The sequence below is a fragment of the Streptomyces sp. NPDC020958 genome, from assembly GCF_055562175.1.
On the sequence record NZ_JBVHFU010000011.1, the window covers coordinates 85,498 to 100,739 of the forward strand.

Below are 15,242 nucleotides of genomic sequence, written 5' to 3' on the forward strand. Positions count from 1 at the left end.
TGCTCCTGTCTTGCAATAACAATCACGAGACGCGACAGGCGGGGGAGGGGCAGTGATATGTCGCATTGACCACCCGCACCGCCGACCTCGACCACGGCCTGCTCGCACGGCTGTCGGCCGCCGTGTCCGTGCCGCTCGTCCTGCACGGCTCCTCCGGAGTCCCGGACGACGCCCTGGTCGCCGCGGGCGCCGGCGGCATCGCCAAGGTCGACGTCGGTACGGCGCTCAACATGGCGATGACCGGCTCGATCCGCCGCTTCCTCGGGGACCGCCCCGAGGCGGTCGACTCCCGCACGTACCTCGGCGCCGGCCGGGAGGCGATGGCCCGGGAGGTCACCCGGATCATCGGGTTGCTGGCGGACGGGAACCCCGCTTGACCGCCTTCAGCACCACGAACTTCGGGTCGCCGGCCACCAGTTCACAGTTGCCGAACAGCCGGCGCAGCTTGACGTGGTAGCCCAGATGTCGGTTGCCGACCACCCACAGCTCACCGCCCGGCCGCAACGCCCGCTCGGCCCCCGTGAACATCCGCCACGCCGTCGCGTCGCTGGTCGCCTGATGGGAGTGGAACGGCGGGTTGTTCAGCACCACGTCCACACTGCCGGCCGCGACCCCGGCGAGCCCGTCGCCCACCCGGAACTCGGCGTGGCCGGGCACCCCGTTGGCCTTGTAGGTGGCCTCCGCCGAGGCCACCGCCTGGAACGACTCGTCGACGAACAGCACCTCGGCCGTCGGATCGGCCAGCGCCACCGCCGTACCGACCACCCCGTTGCCGCACCCCAGGTCCACGACGCGCCGCCCGCCCCGCGGCAGATGCCCCAGGAAGAACCGGGTACCGATGTCGAGCCGGTCGGCGCAGAACACACCGGCGTGGTTGACGACCGTACGTCCGGAGACCGCGCCGATGCCGTCGGGGAGCGCGTAGCCGTACGGCCACGGGTTCTCCGGGCGCTCCAGCGACGGGTCCGGGGTGCAGTGGATCAGCCGGGCCTTCTGCTCGGCGAGCGAGGTCCGGGTCGGCCCGAGGATCCGCTCGAACAGCCGGAGGGTCGAGGTGTGGATCTCCTTCACCATGCCGGTGCCGATCACCAGCGTGTCCGCGTGCACGGCCGGTGCCAGCCTCAGCAGTTGGTCCTCCAGCAGCGCCAGGCTCTTCGGCACCCGCACCAGCAGCACGTCCACCCGGTCCGGCGGCGGGTCCTGCGTGGTGAGCAGCTGCACGGTACCCGGTTCGACACCCGCCCGCGCCAGGTTGAGGCGGGTCGCCTCCTGGCTCAGGTACGAGTCGCTGATCTGCACCGGCCTGTGCTCGGCCAGCGCCGTGACCAGCGCGCCCCACCGGTCGCCGAACACCACGACCCGGCCGGCCGGTACGATCCGCTCCCGGTCCAGATACCGGAGCAGATACGCGTCGGAGGCGTCCCAGGCACGCAGCCGGTCGCGCGGGTCGTCGGGGAAGCGGGACAGTTCGACCTCGCCCCACGGAGTCGTCATACGGTCGCTCATCGTGCGTCCAGGCTAGCCGAGCCCCAGCTCAGACCCGGTCGGGCAGGATGGGGGCATGGAGGACGAGCTGTTCCCGAGGGCGTGCGCCCAGGTCGCGCCGGGCGCCGTGCACGTCCCGGACTGGCTGGGCCCGGAGCGACAGCGCGAGCTGCTGCGGGCCTGCCGTGACTGGGCGCGGCCGCCCGCCGGGCTGCGCACGGTCCGCACCCCCGGAGGCGGCACCATGACCGCCCGCCAGGTCTGCCTGGGCTGGCACTGGTACCCGTACGCCTACGCCCGCAGGGTCGTCGACGGCGACGGCAGTCCGGTCAAGCCGTTCCCGGCCTGGCTCGACGAACTGGGCCGCCGCGCGGTGACCGACGCGCTGGGGCCGCGAGCGGTCGGCGGATTGTCGTACGACATCGCGTTGATCAATTTCTATGACGCCGACGCCCGCATGGGCATGCACCGCGACGCCGACGAGAGGTCGGACGCGCCGGTGGTGTCACTGAGCCTCGGCGACACATGCGTGTTCCGCTTCGGGAACACGGAGAACAGGGGCAAGCCGTACACGGACGTGGCGCTGAGATCGGGGGACCTGTTCGTGTTCGGAGGAGAGTCACGGCTCGCGTACCACGGGGTGCCGAGGGTGTGTCCGGGCACGGCGCCGGCGGAGCTGGGCCTGACCGGCCGTCTCAACCTCACGCTGAGAGTGAGCGGCTTCTGAACCGCGCGACCGGCCCCCACGGGGCCGCACCTTCGCTTCGGCCGCTTCTGCGGATCATGGCAGACTCCCTCCCATGAGCGGAAAGGTCGCCCCCGACCCGACGGGGAACGGAACCCCGAAACCCCGGTTGGACAGAGGACGTGGCGCACTCGGCCCCGCCCTGGAACTCGTGCACACCGGCCGCGCCCCCACCCGCGCCGTCCTCACCGCGGAACTCGGTGTCACCCGCGCCACCGCGGGCGCCGTCGCCGCCGAACTGGAGTCGCTCGGCCTGATCAGGGTCGACGCGCACCCCGGTGCCGCCGCCGGTTCGCAGGGCCGCCCCTCGCACCGGCTGGAGGTCGCCGAGCGCGGTCCCGTCGCACTCGCCGCCCAGGTGCACGCCGACGGTTACCGCGCCGCGCTCGTCGGCCTCGGCGGCCGTATCGTCGCCACCGCCCCCGGCTGCGAGACGGTCGACGCCGACCCGGCGAAGGTGCTCGGCTCGGTCGTCGAGGCGGGCGCCGACCTGCTCCGCACCACGGGCCTGCGCTGTGTCGGCGCCGGACTCGCCGTGCCGTCCGCCGTCGCCGAACCGGAGGGCCTCGCCCTCAACCCCCTGCACCTGGCCTGGCCGGTGGGCGCCCCGGTACGCCGGATCTTCGCGGAGTGCGTGCGCGCGGCCGGCATCACCGGACCGGCGTTCGCCGGCAACGACGTGAACCTCGCCGCGCTCGCCGAGCACCGGCACGGCGCGGGACGCGGCGCCCGGGACCTGCTGTGCGTGGCCACCGGTCACCGCGGCGTCGGCGGCGCGCTGGTCCTGGACGGCCGCCTGCACACCGGCAGCTCGGGTCTGGCCCTGGAGGTCGGCCACCTCACCGTCAACCCCGAGGGCCGCTCCTGCCACTGCGGCAGCCGGGGCTGCCTGGACGTCGAGGCCGATCCCCTCGCCCTGCTCATCGAGGCCGGCCGCGAGCCGGGGCCCGAGGTGTCGCTGCTCCGGCAGGCCGAGGACCTGGTACGCGACCACTACGCCGACCCGACCGTCCGCGGGGCCGCCGAGGCGCTGATCGACCGGCTCGGTCTCGGCCTGGCGGGGCTGGTCAACATCCTCAACCCCGACCGCATCATCCTCGGCGGTCTGCACCGCACCCTGCTGGACGCCGCCCCGGAGCGGCTGCGCGCGGTGGTCGCCGACCGCAGCCTGTGGGGGCAGAGCGGCAGCGTGCCGATCCTGCCGTGCACGCTCAGCCACAACAGCCTCGTCGGGGCCGCTGAGTTGGCCTGGCAGCCGGTGCTGGACGACCCTCTGGCGGCTCTCCGGTAGACCGCCCGGTGGCCGGGCGTTCCGGGCCTCGTGCGCTGCCGTGAGCCTGTGATCGGCGTCTTCGCCTTGCCTGCTCGGTGACGACGCGAGCCGGACCGGCTGCACGATCGTGCGCGCCCCCCGACGGAAGCCTCACCGCCCGCTCAACTGGCGACAGCCGAGCGGGCGGGAGCGTGCGCGGCGACGGACCCACCGCCGGCCGCGTGCGCGGGCGCGACGGCTCCCGAGGCCACGTGCGCGGGGGTGACACCACCGGCGCTCGTGTGCGCGGGGGTGGGTGATCCGGGGCTCGTGTGTGCGGGGGTGGTGGTTCCCGCGGTCGCGTGTGCGAGCGCGGGTGATCCCGCGATCGCGTGGGCGGGCGTGCGCGCCCCGGCGCCCGCATGTGCGGGCACGGGTGGTCCGGCACTCGCGTGTGCCGGCACGGGTGACCCGGTACCTGCATGGGCGGGCATCGGTGACCCGGCGCCTGCGTGGGACGGAGTCGGCATGGCTGCCGGCGCCGGTTCCGGATCCGGGAGTCGGCGGGGGGCCGGCTCGGCGGTGCCGCGGGGCGGCCGGGTCGGTTGCGGTGCGGCCGTCGGCGCGGGCAGCGTGAACCACACGACCTTGCCGTCGTCGTGCGGACGCACCCCCCAGCTCTCGCTGACGGCGGCCACCATCGCGAGACCGCGGCCGCAGGTGGCCAGAGGCGTGGCGGCCGTCCCTTCCTCGACCACGGGAAGGCGCGGATCGTGGTCGCGGACCGACACCGTGAGGCGGTCGAGCTGGAGCTCGATCTCCACGGTGCAGTTCTTGTCCGGCTGGGCATGCCGGTGGACGTTGGTGAGCAACTCGGTCACGCCGAGTGCGGCCCGGTCGATGAGCGGGTCCAGACGCCAGTAGCGCAACTGCGCAGATACGATTCTGCGGACCTGGCCGATCCGCGAGGGCAAGGCTTGAAGCTCCACCGAGCAGTGTCTGCTTGGGTGTTTGATCACGGCTGCGACTCCCCGACGTGAGGTCCGGAAGAACACGGGAGAACGGATCCAGCAAGGGGCCGCCGTCCATGGGGCCGCCTGCTGTCGTGACCGGCGGGCTGCTTCGCAGCGTTATCGCCGGTAAACCCAGAGTGACGTGTGACAAGCGTGACCCAGCGCCTACGGTCGCGCAACTCGCGGTGGTCAGCCGTCCCGGCCCGCGGCTCGCCGTACCGCCTCGATGAAGCGGCGGGCTGTGGGCGGACCGGGCTCTCCCGGCGCCGGATCGTGGTCGCCCAGGGTGAGTGAGTAGCGCTGGCCGTTGAGGTCCGCCAGGGCCCGGTCGTCCGACGCGAACCACGGCTTGGAGGCCCGTACCGCCTGTACGGGCGCGCTGTCGATCTCGCTGCCGTAACTCGTCAGCAGCTGCACCCTGCCGTCCCTTATCCGGACCTGCCCGGCCCGGGTGAGCGAACGCAGCCGCCTGTCGATCCGTACGCCCGTCGCCGTGAACTCCGGCTCCGTCATCGTGCCCCGCCCCTTCGACTGCCTCGGTCGCCGGCCAGGAAGGTGGTGGTCCCGGCCGGCGTGCTCCGGTTCATGTCGCGATCCAGTGTGCGCCCCCGTTCGGGACGTTCGTCCCGTCGGATGGCAGTCTGCCCCCCTCCGGCGGGGAGCACCAGTACGCCCGGACGGCCGGACCGGGGGCGCTCGGAGCACTCGCCGCAATGCGCCCGGCGGGATCACGCCACTGCTCCCGGCTGCTTCGCCGCGTGTTCCCCAGGGTGCCTTTGAGGCGCCCAAAGTTGCGTTTATGCAGGTGAGAAGCGTGCGGAAGATGCCTATGATCGAGGCGTCGACCGCGTTCGGACGCCGTCGGCGCGAAGCGAAGGAGCCCCGTCGTGAGCACCACCCAGCAGATCCGGACCGGCGCCACCCTCGACGTCGACCGCAGTGACAGCGCCTACCGCGACTGGCTCAAAGAAGCCGTGCGCAAGGTCCAGGCCGACGCGAACCGCTCGGCGGACACGCACCTGCTGCGCTTCCCCCTGCCGGAGGCCTGGGGCATCGACCTCTACCTCAAGGACGAGTCGACCCACCCCACGGGCAGTCTCAAGCACCGGTTGGCCCGCTCCCTCTTCCTCTACGGCCTGTGCAACGGCTGGATCCGGCCCGGGCGCCCCGTGATCGAGGCGTCCAGCGGCTCGACGGCCGTCTCCGAGGCGTACTTCGCCAAACTCATCGGCGTGCCCTTCATCGCGGTCATGCCGCGCACCACCAGCGCCGAGAAGTGCCGGCTCATCGAATTCCACGGCGGGCAGTGCCACTTCGTGGACGACTCCCGCAGAATGTACGAGGAGTCCGCGCGTCTCGCGGTGGAGTCCAGCGGCCACTACATGGACCAGTTCACCTACGCCGAACGGGCCACGGACTGGCGCGGCAACAACAACATCGCCGAATCCATCTTCCGCCAGCTGGAGTTGGAGCGGTTCCCGGAACCGGCGTGGATCGTCGCCACGGCGGGCACCGGCGGCACCTCGGCGACGCTCGCGCGCTATGTCCACTACACCCAGCGCGACACCCGGATCTGTGTCGCCGACCCGGAGAACTCCTGTTTCTTCGAGGGCTGGACCACCGGCGACCCGGACGTCACCTGCGACTGCGGCTCCCGGATCGAGGGCATCGGCCGGCCGCGCATGGAGCCGAGCTTCGTACCGGGCGCCGTCGACCGGATGATGAAGGTGCCGGACGCGGCGAGCGTGGCGGCGGTACGGGCGCTGGAGCGGGCGATCGGGCGGAAGGCGGGCGGCTCGACCGGCACCGGTCTGTGGAGCGCGCTGAAGATCGTCTCCGAGATGGTGGCGCAGGGGCGCACCGGAAGCGTCGTGACGCTGCTGTGCGACCCGGGGGACCGCTACCTGGACAAGTACTACTCGGACTCGTGGGTGGCGCAGCAGGGACTCGACCTCACGCCGTACACAGCGGCGATCGAGTCACTGCTGGCCACCGGCGTCTGGCCCGACTGAGCTCTGGCTCGCAAGACGCCGGTCCAGCGCGTCGACCGCGTCCCGGAAGGCCCGGCCCAGACCGGCGCGGGCCAGCCTGACCACGAACCGGAACGGCGCCGTGCCGTCCGCGGCGAAGGTCCACTGCACGTGGGTCCCGGCGCCCGACGGGACGAGCCGCCACTCCTCGGCGATGGCGCGGGCGCCCGGCGCGTTGGTCAGGTCCACCCGGTAGGCGTAGACCTCCGCCTCCCGAGTCGCGATGACCGTCTCCCGGAAGCGCCCGCCGCCCTTGAGGCGTATGGCGCGCCCGGCGCCGTCATCGACGGACTCGGCGTGCGTCACCGCCGCGAACCACTCCGCCCAGCCGGGCACGTCGTCGTTGAGTGCGTGGAAGACCCGGTCGGGCGGCGCGGACATCTCCCGCGCGAACACCAGGCGTACGGGTGCGGTCTCGACGAAGTCGAGCCCCACGGGGCGCAGTTGACGCGGCATGGGCGAAAACCCCCTTGGCCGACAGGGCCGTTGACCGGACCCCCGTCACGATAACTGACGTGCCGTCACATGTCTGCCCCGCCCGCCCCGCGGTCAGTCCTCCGTCTCGCCCGCCACCACCAGCCGCCGCAGGTGCTCGGAGATCTCCGCGCGTGCCTCCGGCGGCAGCCCGGCGTCCGTGACCAGGGTGTCGACCTGCTCCAGCTTGGCGAACGAACTCAGGCCCACCGTGGCCCACTTGGTGTGGTCGGCGACCACCACGACCCGACGGGCCGACTGCACCAGACGGCGGTTGGTCTCCGCCTCCGCGAGGTTCGGCGTGGAGAGGCCGGCCTCCACCGATATGCCGTGCACCCCGAGGAACAGCAGGTCGAAGTGGAGCGCCGCGATCGCCTGGTCGGCCACCGGCCCCACGAGCGAGTCGGACGGGGTGCGCACCCCGCCGGTCAGGACCACGGTCGCCGCGCCCTGCCGCTGCCCGGAGACGCGCTGCGCCGCGTGGAAGACGTCCGCGACCCGTACCGAGTTCGTCACCACGGTCAGGTCGGGAACCTCCAGGAGCTGATGGGCCAGCGCGTACGTCGTCGTGCCGCCGGACAGTGCGATCGCCGCCCCCGGCACGACCAGCTCGGCGGCGGCCCGGGCGATGTCCTCCTTGGCCGTCAGCTCCAGGCCCGACTTGGCCTCGAACCCCGGCTCGTGCGTGCTCGCCTCCATCACCGGCACCGCGCCGCCGTGCACCTTCTCCAGGACGCCCTGCCTGGCGAGCGCGTCCAGGTCCCGGCGGACGGTCATGTCCGACACGCCGAGCTTGCGGGTCAGCTCGTTGACCCGTACGCCGCCCCGGCGTCGGACCTCGTCCAGGATCAGGGCGCGGCGCTGCTCCGCGAGGAGGTTCTGGTTCTCACTCACGTACGCTCCGGTCCTCTCGCCTCAAGCTGTCCGACACGCCCCGCGTACCGGCTCCGACCAGGACATTCCGTTCGGTTCGGGTGCGCGGGCGCCCCATCCTTTCACGGGAGAGCACCGGTTGCGCCACTGCCTGTGTCGGTGCACACATGTCATTCGGTCACCTGGTGTTGCACCTGGCGTCACACACAACGGGGAGATTCCGTAAGAAGTGGGGTACGTCACACCGTGATCGGAGATCCTGGGATCCGCACGGACAGGGACCATCGGCGTGGCACAGGGGAAGTGCGATCACAGTGGAACGCGCGCGGGAACGGACCGCCGACGGCCCCACCGGGCGGCCGACGCAGACCGACCTGGAACTGCTGGTGCACGGCGTCGGCGGCACCACCCCCGAGAAGATGCTCGACGACCCGCGCACGGTCCGGATCACCGGCGACGACACCGCCGCCGTCTTCCGCCGCGCCGACGACGTGGACGCCGAGTCCCGGCCCGCCGACCACCGTGACCGTCCGGTGCCGGAGGCGTACGTCTGGTGCAACCTGACGTCAGGCAACGCCTCCCGCGCCCTGTGGCTGCTGCTCCTGCCCTTCATGGTGGTCAACCTCGCCCACTGGATGCGCCCCGCCGCCCGGAACCGTCCGCGCACCGTGCGCTTCTACGGCCTGCTGGTCCGTCTCGCCGGGCTCACCCTCACGGTGCTGTTCGTCGCCGCTGCCTGCGAGGTGGCCCTCGACCTCACCGCCTGGCAGTGCGCGGGCGTCACCGCCTGCGCCCGCCGGCACTCCTGGCTCGGTTTCCTCGCCCCGGACGGCGCACACGGCGGCTGGTGGAGCGGCCCGGGCCGCCGGCTCGCCCTGGCCGCCCTGGTGCCCACCGCGCTGACCGGCCTGCTCTGGTACCTCTCGCACCGCACCTGGAGCGCCTACGAGTCCACCCGGCCCCTGTCCGTCGACCCCGAGCCCGGCCACACCTCGCTGGCCGGCCCCGGCTTCTGGTACGGGCGCCGGCTCGTCGCCCGGCTGCGCACCGCCCACACCGCCGCGGGCCTGCTCACCGTCGCCGCCGCCGTCCTCACACCGGCGGCCGCCTTCGACCGCAGGCCGGGCGGAGCCGCCCTGCTCGACACCATCGGCCGGCTGCTGACCGGCGCGCTCGTCGCCGGAGCGGTGGCCGTGGTGGGGGTGGTGTGCCGCCGGGGCCGCACCGAGAACCACCTCGACCAGGAACTGGACCGGCGTCTCGTACGACGCCTGCCCCTGGCCGCGCTCGCCCTGCTGGCGCTCGTCATCCTGTACGCGGGCTGGTCCCGGCCCGGATGGCGGTCGACGGGGCGGCTCGCCGGGGACACCACCTTCGGCGGCCTGGCCCTGGCACAGGGCCTGCTGGTGATCGTCCTCGGGCTCGTCGCCCTCGACCTGCGACGCGGGCTCCCCGATCCGCGCGCCGCGATGCGCGGCCTGAACGGGCCCGCGGTCGCCCTGCTGGCCTGCGCGCTGGGCGGGGTGATGTCGGGCGGAGTCACCCAGCGGGTCTCCGACTGGCTGGACGGCACGGGCACCTCCATTCCCGGCCCTCCGGTGCTGCTGACCTGGCAGGCTTCGACGGTCCCGGCCGTGCTCGCGGTGCTCCTGGCCGCCGTCGCCCGGCTCTCCTGGCGCACCGCACGGCTCAGCCGCGCCGAACGCGACGCCGTGGACCGGGACCATCCCGGTGAGCCGGAGGACGTCGCCCGTACCCGCCGGATCGCCCGGGTCCGTGCCATGGCCGCCCTCACCGACCGGACGCCGTTCGTGCTCACCGTGCTGTGCGCGACCACGCTGGTGCTGGGCGCCGGGGCCCTGCTGGGCGCCCTGGCCACGGGAAAGACGCCGGACGGGGCCGCCGGGCGGACGCTCGCCCCCGTGCACGGCGCGGCCGAGGCCTCGCAGGCGGTCGGCTCCTGGCTGGTGGGGCTCGGCTTCGTCCTCTTCGTCACCTGGGGCCGACGGGCCTACAAGGACGCCTCGGCTCGGCGCACCATCGGCATCCTCTGGGACGTCGGCACCTTCTGGCCGCGCGCCGCCCACCCGTTCGCCCCGCCCTGCTACGCGGAGCGCGCGGTACCCGACCTCACCTGGCGGATGGTCACCTGGACCCGCCGCACCGGCGGCCGCCTGGTCCTCTCCGGCCACTCCCAGGGCAGTGTCCTCGCGGCCGCGGCCGCCTGGCAGTTGACCCCGGCGGTCCGCAGCCGGGTCGCCCTGCTGACGTACGGCTCCCCGCTGGAGCGCCTGTACGGCCGCTGGTTCCCGGCCCACTTCGGTCCGGCCGAGCTCGGCTCCCTGCACCGCGAGGTCGCCTGCTGGCGCAACCTCTACCGGCTCACCGACCCCATCGGCGGCCCCGTCCGGATCGCCGACGGCGACGGCCCGGGGGTCGACCACCCGCCCCTGAAGGACCCCCTCGCCTACGGACGCACGCCGGACCACCCGCTGCCCGCCCCCGTCCTGGGCCACTCCGACTACCAGGCGGACCCGGCCTTCGCCGTGGAACGGTCACGGCTGCTGGCGCGGCTGCGCCAGGACTCGCCCGCGGGGCACCCACAACGGGCCGACTGATCAGGGAAGTTCCGGCAGGTCCTCGGCGTAGAGCAGGGTGAGGTCGTCGGTGGTCGGATCGGCCAGCTGGGCCACCCGGCTCGCGTGCCGCTCCACCATCGCCTCGAAGGTCTGCCGCGCGGTGCGGCCGTTGCCGAACGCGGGGCCCTTCGGGATCTCCGTGAAGTACTTCAGCAGCCCCTCGGCCGCCCCCGGCGCCAGCCGGTACTCGTGTTCGTCGGCCTGCTGCTCCACGATCCGCAGCAGCTCCCGCGGGCCGTAGTCCCCGAAGGTGATGGTCCGGGAGAAACGCGAGGCCACACCGGGGTTGACCGAAAGGAAGCGCTCCATCTCCTCGGTGTAGCCCGCGACGATCACCACTACGGCGTCCCGCTGGTCCTCCATCAACTTCACCAGCGTGTCGATGGCCTCCTTGCCGAAGTCCCGCCCGGCGTCCTCCGGCGACAGCGCGTACGCCTCGTCGATGAACAGCACACCGCCGTGCGCCCGTTGGAAGGCCTCCTGGGTGCGGATCGCCGTGGAGCCGATGTGCTCGCCGACCAGGTCGACCCGGGACACCTCGACCAGGTGGCCCTTCTCCAGCACCCCGAGGGAGGCGAGGATCTCGCCGTAGAGCCGGGCGACCGTGGTCTTGCCGGTGCCGGGGGAGCCCGTGAACACCAGGTGCCGCTTGACCGACGCGGCCTTCAGCCCGGCCTGCTGACGGCGCCGGCCGACCTCGATCATGTCGGTCAGCGCCCGCACCTCGCGCTTGACGCTGTCCAAACCCACCAGTGCGTCGAGTTCACCGAGCACGGCCTGGGAGGTCCGGGCCGGCTCCTCGGGCGCGGCCGGCGGCAACAGGGGCTCCTGCTCGGTGCTGCGCTGCCCGGGAATGGCACCCAGCAGCCCGGGGGACTGGTACGACGTCTGCACCGCCGTCTCGCGGGCCGTCGGCCGGCGCAGGCTGCCGCTCTCGTCGCTGGTGCAGTCCTCCACCACAGGACCGGTGCCCGGGTCCGCGTCCGGGCCGCCTTCCGCGAACTCGTAACCTCCGCGCGCGCACCGCTCCGTGCGGCACTTGCGCAGGGTCGTACGGCAGCCGTCGATGACATGGAAGCCGTAGCCGCCGCTGCCCGTGACCCGGCAGTTCAGGAAGGAGCCCCGGCCGCCCGCCGACACGTAGAAGCCGGCCTCCGCCGGGGCGTCCACCGTGCACCGCTCGATGGTGGGATCGGCGCCCTTGGTGACGATCACTCCGGTCTGGGTGCCGTCGACCGTGCAGTTGTTGAGGGTCCCGCCGCTGCCGTGGTCGCGGAACCAGGCGCCGGTGGCCGCGTCCCGGATCCGGCAGTCGTCCAGTTGGGCGGTCGCCCCGTCGCTCACGGACACCGCGGTGTTCCGCACCTGGGAGAGGTCGCTGTCCACGACGTCCGCGCGGGAGCCACGGTCCAGTACGAACAGCGCGTCCGGCACGTCGTGCACCCGGCAGGAGTCCAGCACGGCGGTCGCGCCGTCGCTCACCCAGACCGCCGGGTAGTCGCCGGTGCTGTCGAAGATCTCGCACTGGTTGGCGTCCACCCGGGTCCCGGGGTCCCACACCGACAGTCCGTTGCGCCCGAACTGACGCACCGTCGTCCGGGTCAGCGTGAGCACCGAGCGGGAACGCAGATCGACCGCGTTCTCCGGGATGTCGTGGATCCGGCAGTCGGCGAGGGTGAGCACCGCGTCGGTGTCGAGCGTGACACCGTCGGCGGTGGTGCGGTGCACGTCGCAGTCGGTGAAGTGGGCCGTGGCGCGCGCGGTGACCTGTATCCCGGAGCCGCGCACCTCGTAGATCTCGCAGCCCACCGCCTCCAGCGCGGAACCTTCCCCGGTCGCCGTCACCCCGGTGCCCGACGCGTGGTGGATCCGGCAGCGGTCCAGCCGCGGATGGCCGCCGCCGCGCACCGCCACCCCCGCCTGGCCGGCCGCCACGACCTCGCACTCCTCGAACACCCCACCACCGCCGTCGAGTACGGCGATGCCGATGCCGGCCGGGTTGTCCACGGTGCAGCGCCGCACGGTGGGCCGTGCGCCGCCGCGCACCTCGATCCCGGCCGCGGACCGGGTGACGATCCGTACGTCCAGCAGCTCGGGTGTGCCTTCCTCGACCAGCAGCGCGGGCGCCGCCGCGTCCTGCCCCTCGACGTGCAGGTCCTGTACGACCGCCGAGGCGCGCACGGTCAGCGGCACCCCGTCCACGGGCGCGATCCGCACGGAGCCGGGCGCCCCCTCCGGACCGCGCAGGGTCACGGCGCGCTGCACCACGAGGTTCTCCCGGTAGGTGCCGGGCGCGACCGTGAGGACGTCGCCGTCTGCGGCGGCCTCCAGGGCGGCGGCGAGCGAAGCGTACTCACCCGTGCGGCGTCGCCACCGCGATGTGCCGGTGTGCGTCACCTGGACCGTGCCCTGTGCCATGGCGTTGCCGTGCCCCCACCTCGTCGTACAGATCGCTGACTGGCCTCGGGGCGGCATCGCGGACGGTGCCCTGCCCCTGCGGTTCGCTCGCGCGCGGGTCGATGCCGAATGCGCTTCGGCGGCTCCACCGTAGCGTGCGCCGAGGCGGTGGGTTGACCAGAGAGGGAAAGGCCGTCAGCTGCCCGTACCGGCCTTGCCCCAGTCCGGCCCCGCCCGTTCCCATGCCTGGTCCCACCGCGCGTACCTGCGGCGGACCATACGCCAGACGATCATCCGTCTGGCGCCCTCGACCAGACCGGCGGCGAGCAGCGCGGCGCCGAACCCGGCCAGCACGGCGTGGGTGGACGCCGTCGCGGAGTCCAGCGGACGGGCCGTTATCAGGCCGTGCTGGTCCGTCCAGACGTCGAAGTGGTCGCCTTTGTCCGGGGACTTGAGGGTCGTCAGGACCGGCCCCTGGCGGTGGCTGCCGTCCGGCGCCGTCCAGTCGGCGAGGACACGGCTGCGGCTGTCGCGGACGCCGGCGACGTCGGGGTCGGTCTCCACCGGGGTGCCGACGCCCAGCCTGCGCACCACCGTGACTGTGACGAGATGCCGGTCGTGATGCTGCTGCCGGACGGACCGCTGGAGGGCGCCCTGGGCGGCCGCGCCGACGACCGAGCCGAGGACGGGCGCGGCCACCGCGATCAGCACCAGCGTCACCAGGGCCAGCCAGGCCTCGACCAGGTCGGTCGCACGCCGCAGCGGATTGCGCCGCCAGCGCCACAGGCCACGGATCGCTCGCACCGGCCACCACCCCCTTCCCGCTCCGTGATAACCCCACCCGCACCGTTCACCCGCAGGCTCCGGCCGAAGAGAGAGCGAAATCACCCCGGCCGGCACTTTCATCGACTTCTCATGACGGCCAACGACCGGACCGCGGGCTCGGGTTCCCGCCGGACGGGAGGTCACTCGACCCCGGACCAGGGACCGAGCGATCACAGCCACGGCGCCCGAAGGCCGGGTGGGGATCGACGGGTGGGGTGCAGACGGACCGGGGCGACGGTCGGGTGCAGATACGTGGGGTGCGGATGGATTGAGGCGCACGGACTGGGGCAGACGTGTGCTGATGCTGATGCGAGGGGAGCTGGCGGACTCGGTGCAGACGTGCGGGGTGCAGACGGACTGGGGCAGACGTGGGGGTCCGGGCGGACAGGGGTAGAAGCGCGGGAGCGGGTGGTTCGGCGCGGGACGTCCTGCTCGCTGCTCGCGCGAGTTTCGCACCGACCGAGCGGGCGGTTCGGTCGTGCTCAGGACGACGCTTGAGACGAGCGGGACGCCGGGCTCCGCAGAACCGGCCTCGGTCGGCAGCGGCGCTCGGGGAGTGGGCCTCTTTCGGCGTGCTCGCCCGGTGTTGAGGACGCCTCGGCCGTGGGCGTAACAGGGCACACATGTGCCGCCTCCGGGCAACGGCTCGGTGGCGGTGGGCGCGAGGGGCATGGGAGGGGCGCCGGTGACGACCTTTCCCCCGTCGTCGATCAGAAGCCGGCGCCGGTCAGCCCCCTGGTCCCATGACGGCCTGCCGGGGCGGGCGGCCCCGGAGCGCCTTGACCGGATGGACGCGGACCGATTGCGGGATCAGTAGCCGCGGTACTGCTGTTGCTGGTTGTTGTACGGGTCCTGGTACGGCGCGGGCTGCGCGGGGCGTGGAGCCGCCGGGCGCATCGCCTCGTAACCGGTGCCGCCCATCATCGGACGCGGCTGCTGCGGCTGCTGCCCGGGGTAGCCGCGCGGTGCCGTCGCCTGCTGCGGGATGTAGGCGGTGGGCGCCTGCTGCAGCGGTGCGGGCTGCTGCATCTGCTGCGGGTAGCCGTAGCCCGGGGCCGGCTGGGAGGGAGCGGCCGGAAGGGCGGGGAGTGCCGACGGCAGGGCGGGCAGGTTGAAGCTGCTGCTCGTGTCGTAGGCGGGAGGGACCCGGATGGGGGCGATCTGCGGGGTGCCCCGTTCGGCCACGAGCGAGTCGTAGATCGGGGTGTCCGGGAAGGAGGCGGAGTAGTAGCCGCCGCCATAGGTGGAGCGGGGGGAGGTCATGGCACATAAGGTAAGCCCACGATGTGCTGGTTGGGGAGACCGATAAGAGGGTTGTTTTCCGTGTCGGCGGTGACGCCGGATCCCCAATCCGAGCGAACTCGGCAAAAAAGGACGGCAATCGGCGTTGTGATCATGTAAAGGCCGAGTTCCAGGGCGGTTACCGGCAGTTGGCCAGGGATCTTCCTGTGCCGTTCGTGGGCGTTCCCTGTCCCCGGGAATAGGTTGTGCGGGTAGGGATGACCTGGG

The 15,242-nt window shown here is 72.9% G+C and carries 11 protein-coding genes and 2 pseudogenes; 5 read left to right on the plus strand and 8 right to left on the minus strand.

The genetic code is table 11. The annotated features are described in order from the left end of the window. Positions 1-62 precede the first annotated feature (62 nt). Positions 63-377: pseudogene (locus ACZ3KP_RS27840) on the plus strand (class II fructose-bisphosphate aldolase); the annotation flags it as partial. On the opposite strand, the gene ACZ3KP_RS27845 reads toward ACZ3KP_RS27840, so the two are convergent. Then, positions 343-1,494: a methyltransferase gene (locus tag ACZ3KP_RS27845; RefSeq protein ID WP_467502558.1), complete on the minus strand. Its 1,152-nt coding sequence runs from the start codon at positions 1,492-1,494 to the stop codon at positions 343-345. The pseudogene ACZ3KP_RS27840 and the gene ACZ3KP_RS27845 sit on opposite strands and share 35 nt — an antisense overlap. A 67-nt stretch (positions 1,495-1,561) precedes the next feature. Between ACZ3KP_RS27845 and ACZ3KP_RS27850 the strand changes: the two genes are divergently transcribed. Together ACZ3KP_RS27850 and ACZ3KP_RS27855 are read left to right on the plus strand one after the other, a co-directional pair. After that, entirely contained in the window at positions 1,562-2,212 is a 651-nt protein-coding gene (locus ACZ3KP_RS27850) for an alpha-ketoglutarate-dependent dioxygenase AlkB family protein (RefSeq protein ID WP_467502560.1), read from the plus strand. Between the two features lie 73 nt (positions 2,213-2,285). After that, a complete protein-coding gene (locus ACZ3KP_RS27855) occupies positions 2,286-3,521 on the plus strand; it encodes an ROK family protein (protein WP_467502562.1) in 1,236 nt (411 codons plus the stop codon). Positions 3,522-3,961: 440 nt separating this feature from the next. Here the strand turns inward: ACZ3KP_RS27855 and ACZ3KP_RS27860 are convergent. Next, positions 3,962-4,501: pseudogene (locus ACZ3KP_RS27860) on the minus strand (ATP-binding protein); the annotation flags it as partial. Between the two features lie 183 nt (positions 4,502-4,684). Further along, the gene (locus ACZ3KP_RS27865) at positions 4,685-5,008 is read right to left on the minus strand and encodes a hypothetical protein (protein WP_467502563.1); all 324 of its coding nucleotides are present in this window, start codon (positions 5,006-5,008) and stop codon (positions 4,685-4,687) included. A gap of 374 nt (positions 5,009-5,382) precedes the next feature. On the opposite strand from ACZ3KP_RS27865, the gene ACZ3KP_RS27870 reads away from it, so the two are divergent. Next, positions 5,383-6,507 carry a PLP-dependent cysteine synthase family protein gene (locus ACZ3KP_RS27870; RefSeq protein WP_467502564.1) on the plus strand — a complete coding sequence of 375 codons (1,125 nt, stop codon included), beginning with the start codon at positions 5,383-5,385 and terminating at the stop codon, positions 6,505-6,507. Here the strand turns inward: ACZ3KP_RS27870 and ACZ3KP_RS27875 are convergent. Beyond that, positions 6,475-6,981 carry an SRPBCC family protein gene (locus ACZ3KP_RS27875; protein WP_467502565.1) on the minus strand — a complete coding sequence of 169 codons (507 nt, stop codon included), beginning with the start codon at positions 6,979-6,981 and terminating at the stop codon, positions 6,475-6,477. The two genes, ACZ3KP_RS27870 and ACZ3KP_RS27875, sit on opposite strands and share 33 nt — an antisense overlap. Positions 6,982-7,074: 93 nt before the next feature. Continuing rightward, complete coding sequence (locus tag ACZ3KP_RS27880) at positions 7,075-7,893, minus strand: DeoR/GlpR family DNA-binding transcription regulator (RefSeq protein ID WP_467502567.1); 819 nt, start codon at positions 7,891-7,893, stop codon at positions 7,075-7,077. Positions 7,894-8,186: 293 nt separating this feature from the next. Between ACZ3KP_RS27880 and ACZ3KP_RS27885 the strand changes: the two genes are divergently transcribed. Then, on the plus strand, positions 8,187-10,490 hold the full coding sequence (locus ACZ3KP_RS27885; protein WP_467502568.1) for a hypothetical protein: 2,304 nt from the start codon (positions 8,187-8,189) through the stop codon (positions 10,488-10,490). Here ACZ3KP_RS27885 and ACZ3KP_RS27890 read toward each other — a convergent pair whose 3' ends face one another. The 3 genes from ACZ3KP_RS27890 to ACZ3KP_RS27900 all read right to left on the minus strand — a co-directional run bounded on the left by ACZ3KP_RS27890 (position 10,491) and on the right by ACZ3KP_RS27900 (position 14,996). Beyond that, a complete protein-coding gene (locus ACZ3KP_RS27890; protein WP_467502569.1) occupies positions 10,491-12,929 on the minus strand; it encodes a right-handed parallel beta-helix repeat-containing protein in 2,439 nt (812 codons plus the stop codon). A 174-nt stretch (positions 12,930-13,103) separates the two neighbouring features. Further along, the gene (locus ACZ3KP_RS27895) at positions 13,104-13,712 is read right to left on the minus strand and encodes an Rv1733c family protein (RefSeq protein WP_467502571.1); all 609 of its coding nucleotides are present in this window, start codon (positions 13,710-13,712) and stop codon (positions 13,104-13,106) included. 831 nt (positions 13,713-14,543) lie between these two features. After that, complete coding sequence (locus tag ACZ3KP_RS27900) at positions 14,544-14,996, minus strand: DUF6643 family protein (RefSeq protein WP_467502573.1); 453 nt, start codon at positions 14,994-14,996, stop codon at positions 14,544-14,546. Between the last annotated feature and the right edge of the window lie 246 nt (positions 14,997-15,242).

What these genes read in the sequence shown, in the direction of transcription:
- ACZ3KP_RS27865 (WP_467502563.1), bottom strand. Translation starts at nt 5,008, where the DNA reads ATGACGGAGCCGGAGTTCACGGCGACGGGCGTACGGATCGACAGGCGG.
- ACZ3KP_RS27890 (WP_467502569.1), bottom strand. Translation starts at nt 12,929, where the DNA reads ATGGCACAGGGCACGGTCCAGGTGACGCACACCGGCACATCGCGGTGG.
- ACZ3KP_RS27875 (WP_467502565.1), bottom strand. Translation starts at nt 6,981, where the DNA reads ATGCCGCGTCAACTGCGCCCCGTGGGGCTCGACTTCGTCGAGACCGCA.
- ACZ3KP_RS27845 (WP_467502558.1), bottom strand. Translation starts at nt 1,494, where the DNA reads ATGACGACTCCGTGGGGCGAGGTCGAACTGTCCCGCTTCCCCGACGAC.
- ACZ3KP_RS27855 (WP_467502562.1), top strand. Translation starts at nt 2,286, where the DNA reads ATGAGCGGAAAGGTCGCCCCCGACCCGACGGGGAACGGAACCCCGAAA.
- ACZ3KP_RS27850 (WP_467502560.1), top strand. Translation starts at nt 1,562, where the DNA reads ATGGAGGACGAGCTGTTCCCGAGGGCGTGCGCCCAGGTCGCGCCGGGC.
- ACZ3KP_RS27900 (WP_467502573.1), bottom strand. Translation starts at nt 14,996, where the DNA reads ATGACCTCCCCCCGCTCCACCTATGGCGGCGGCTACTACTCCGCCTCC.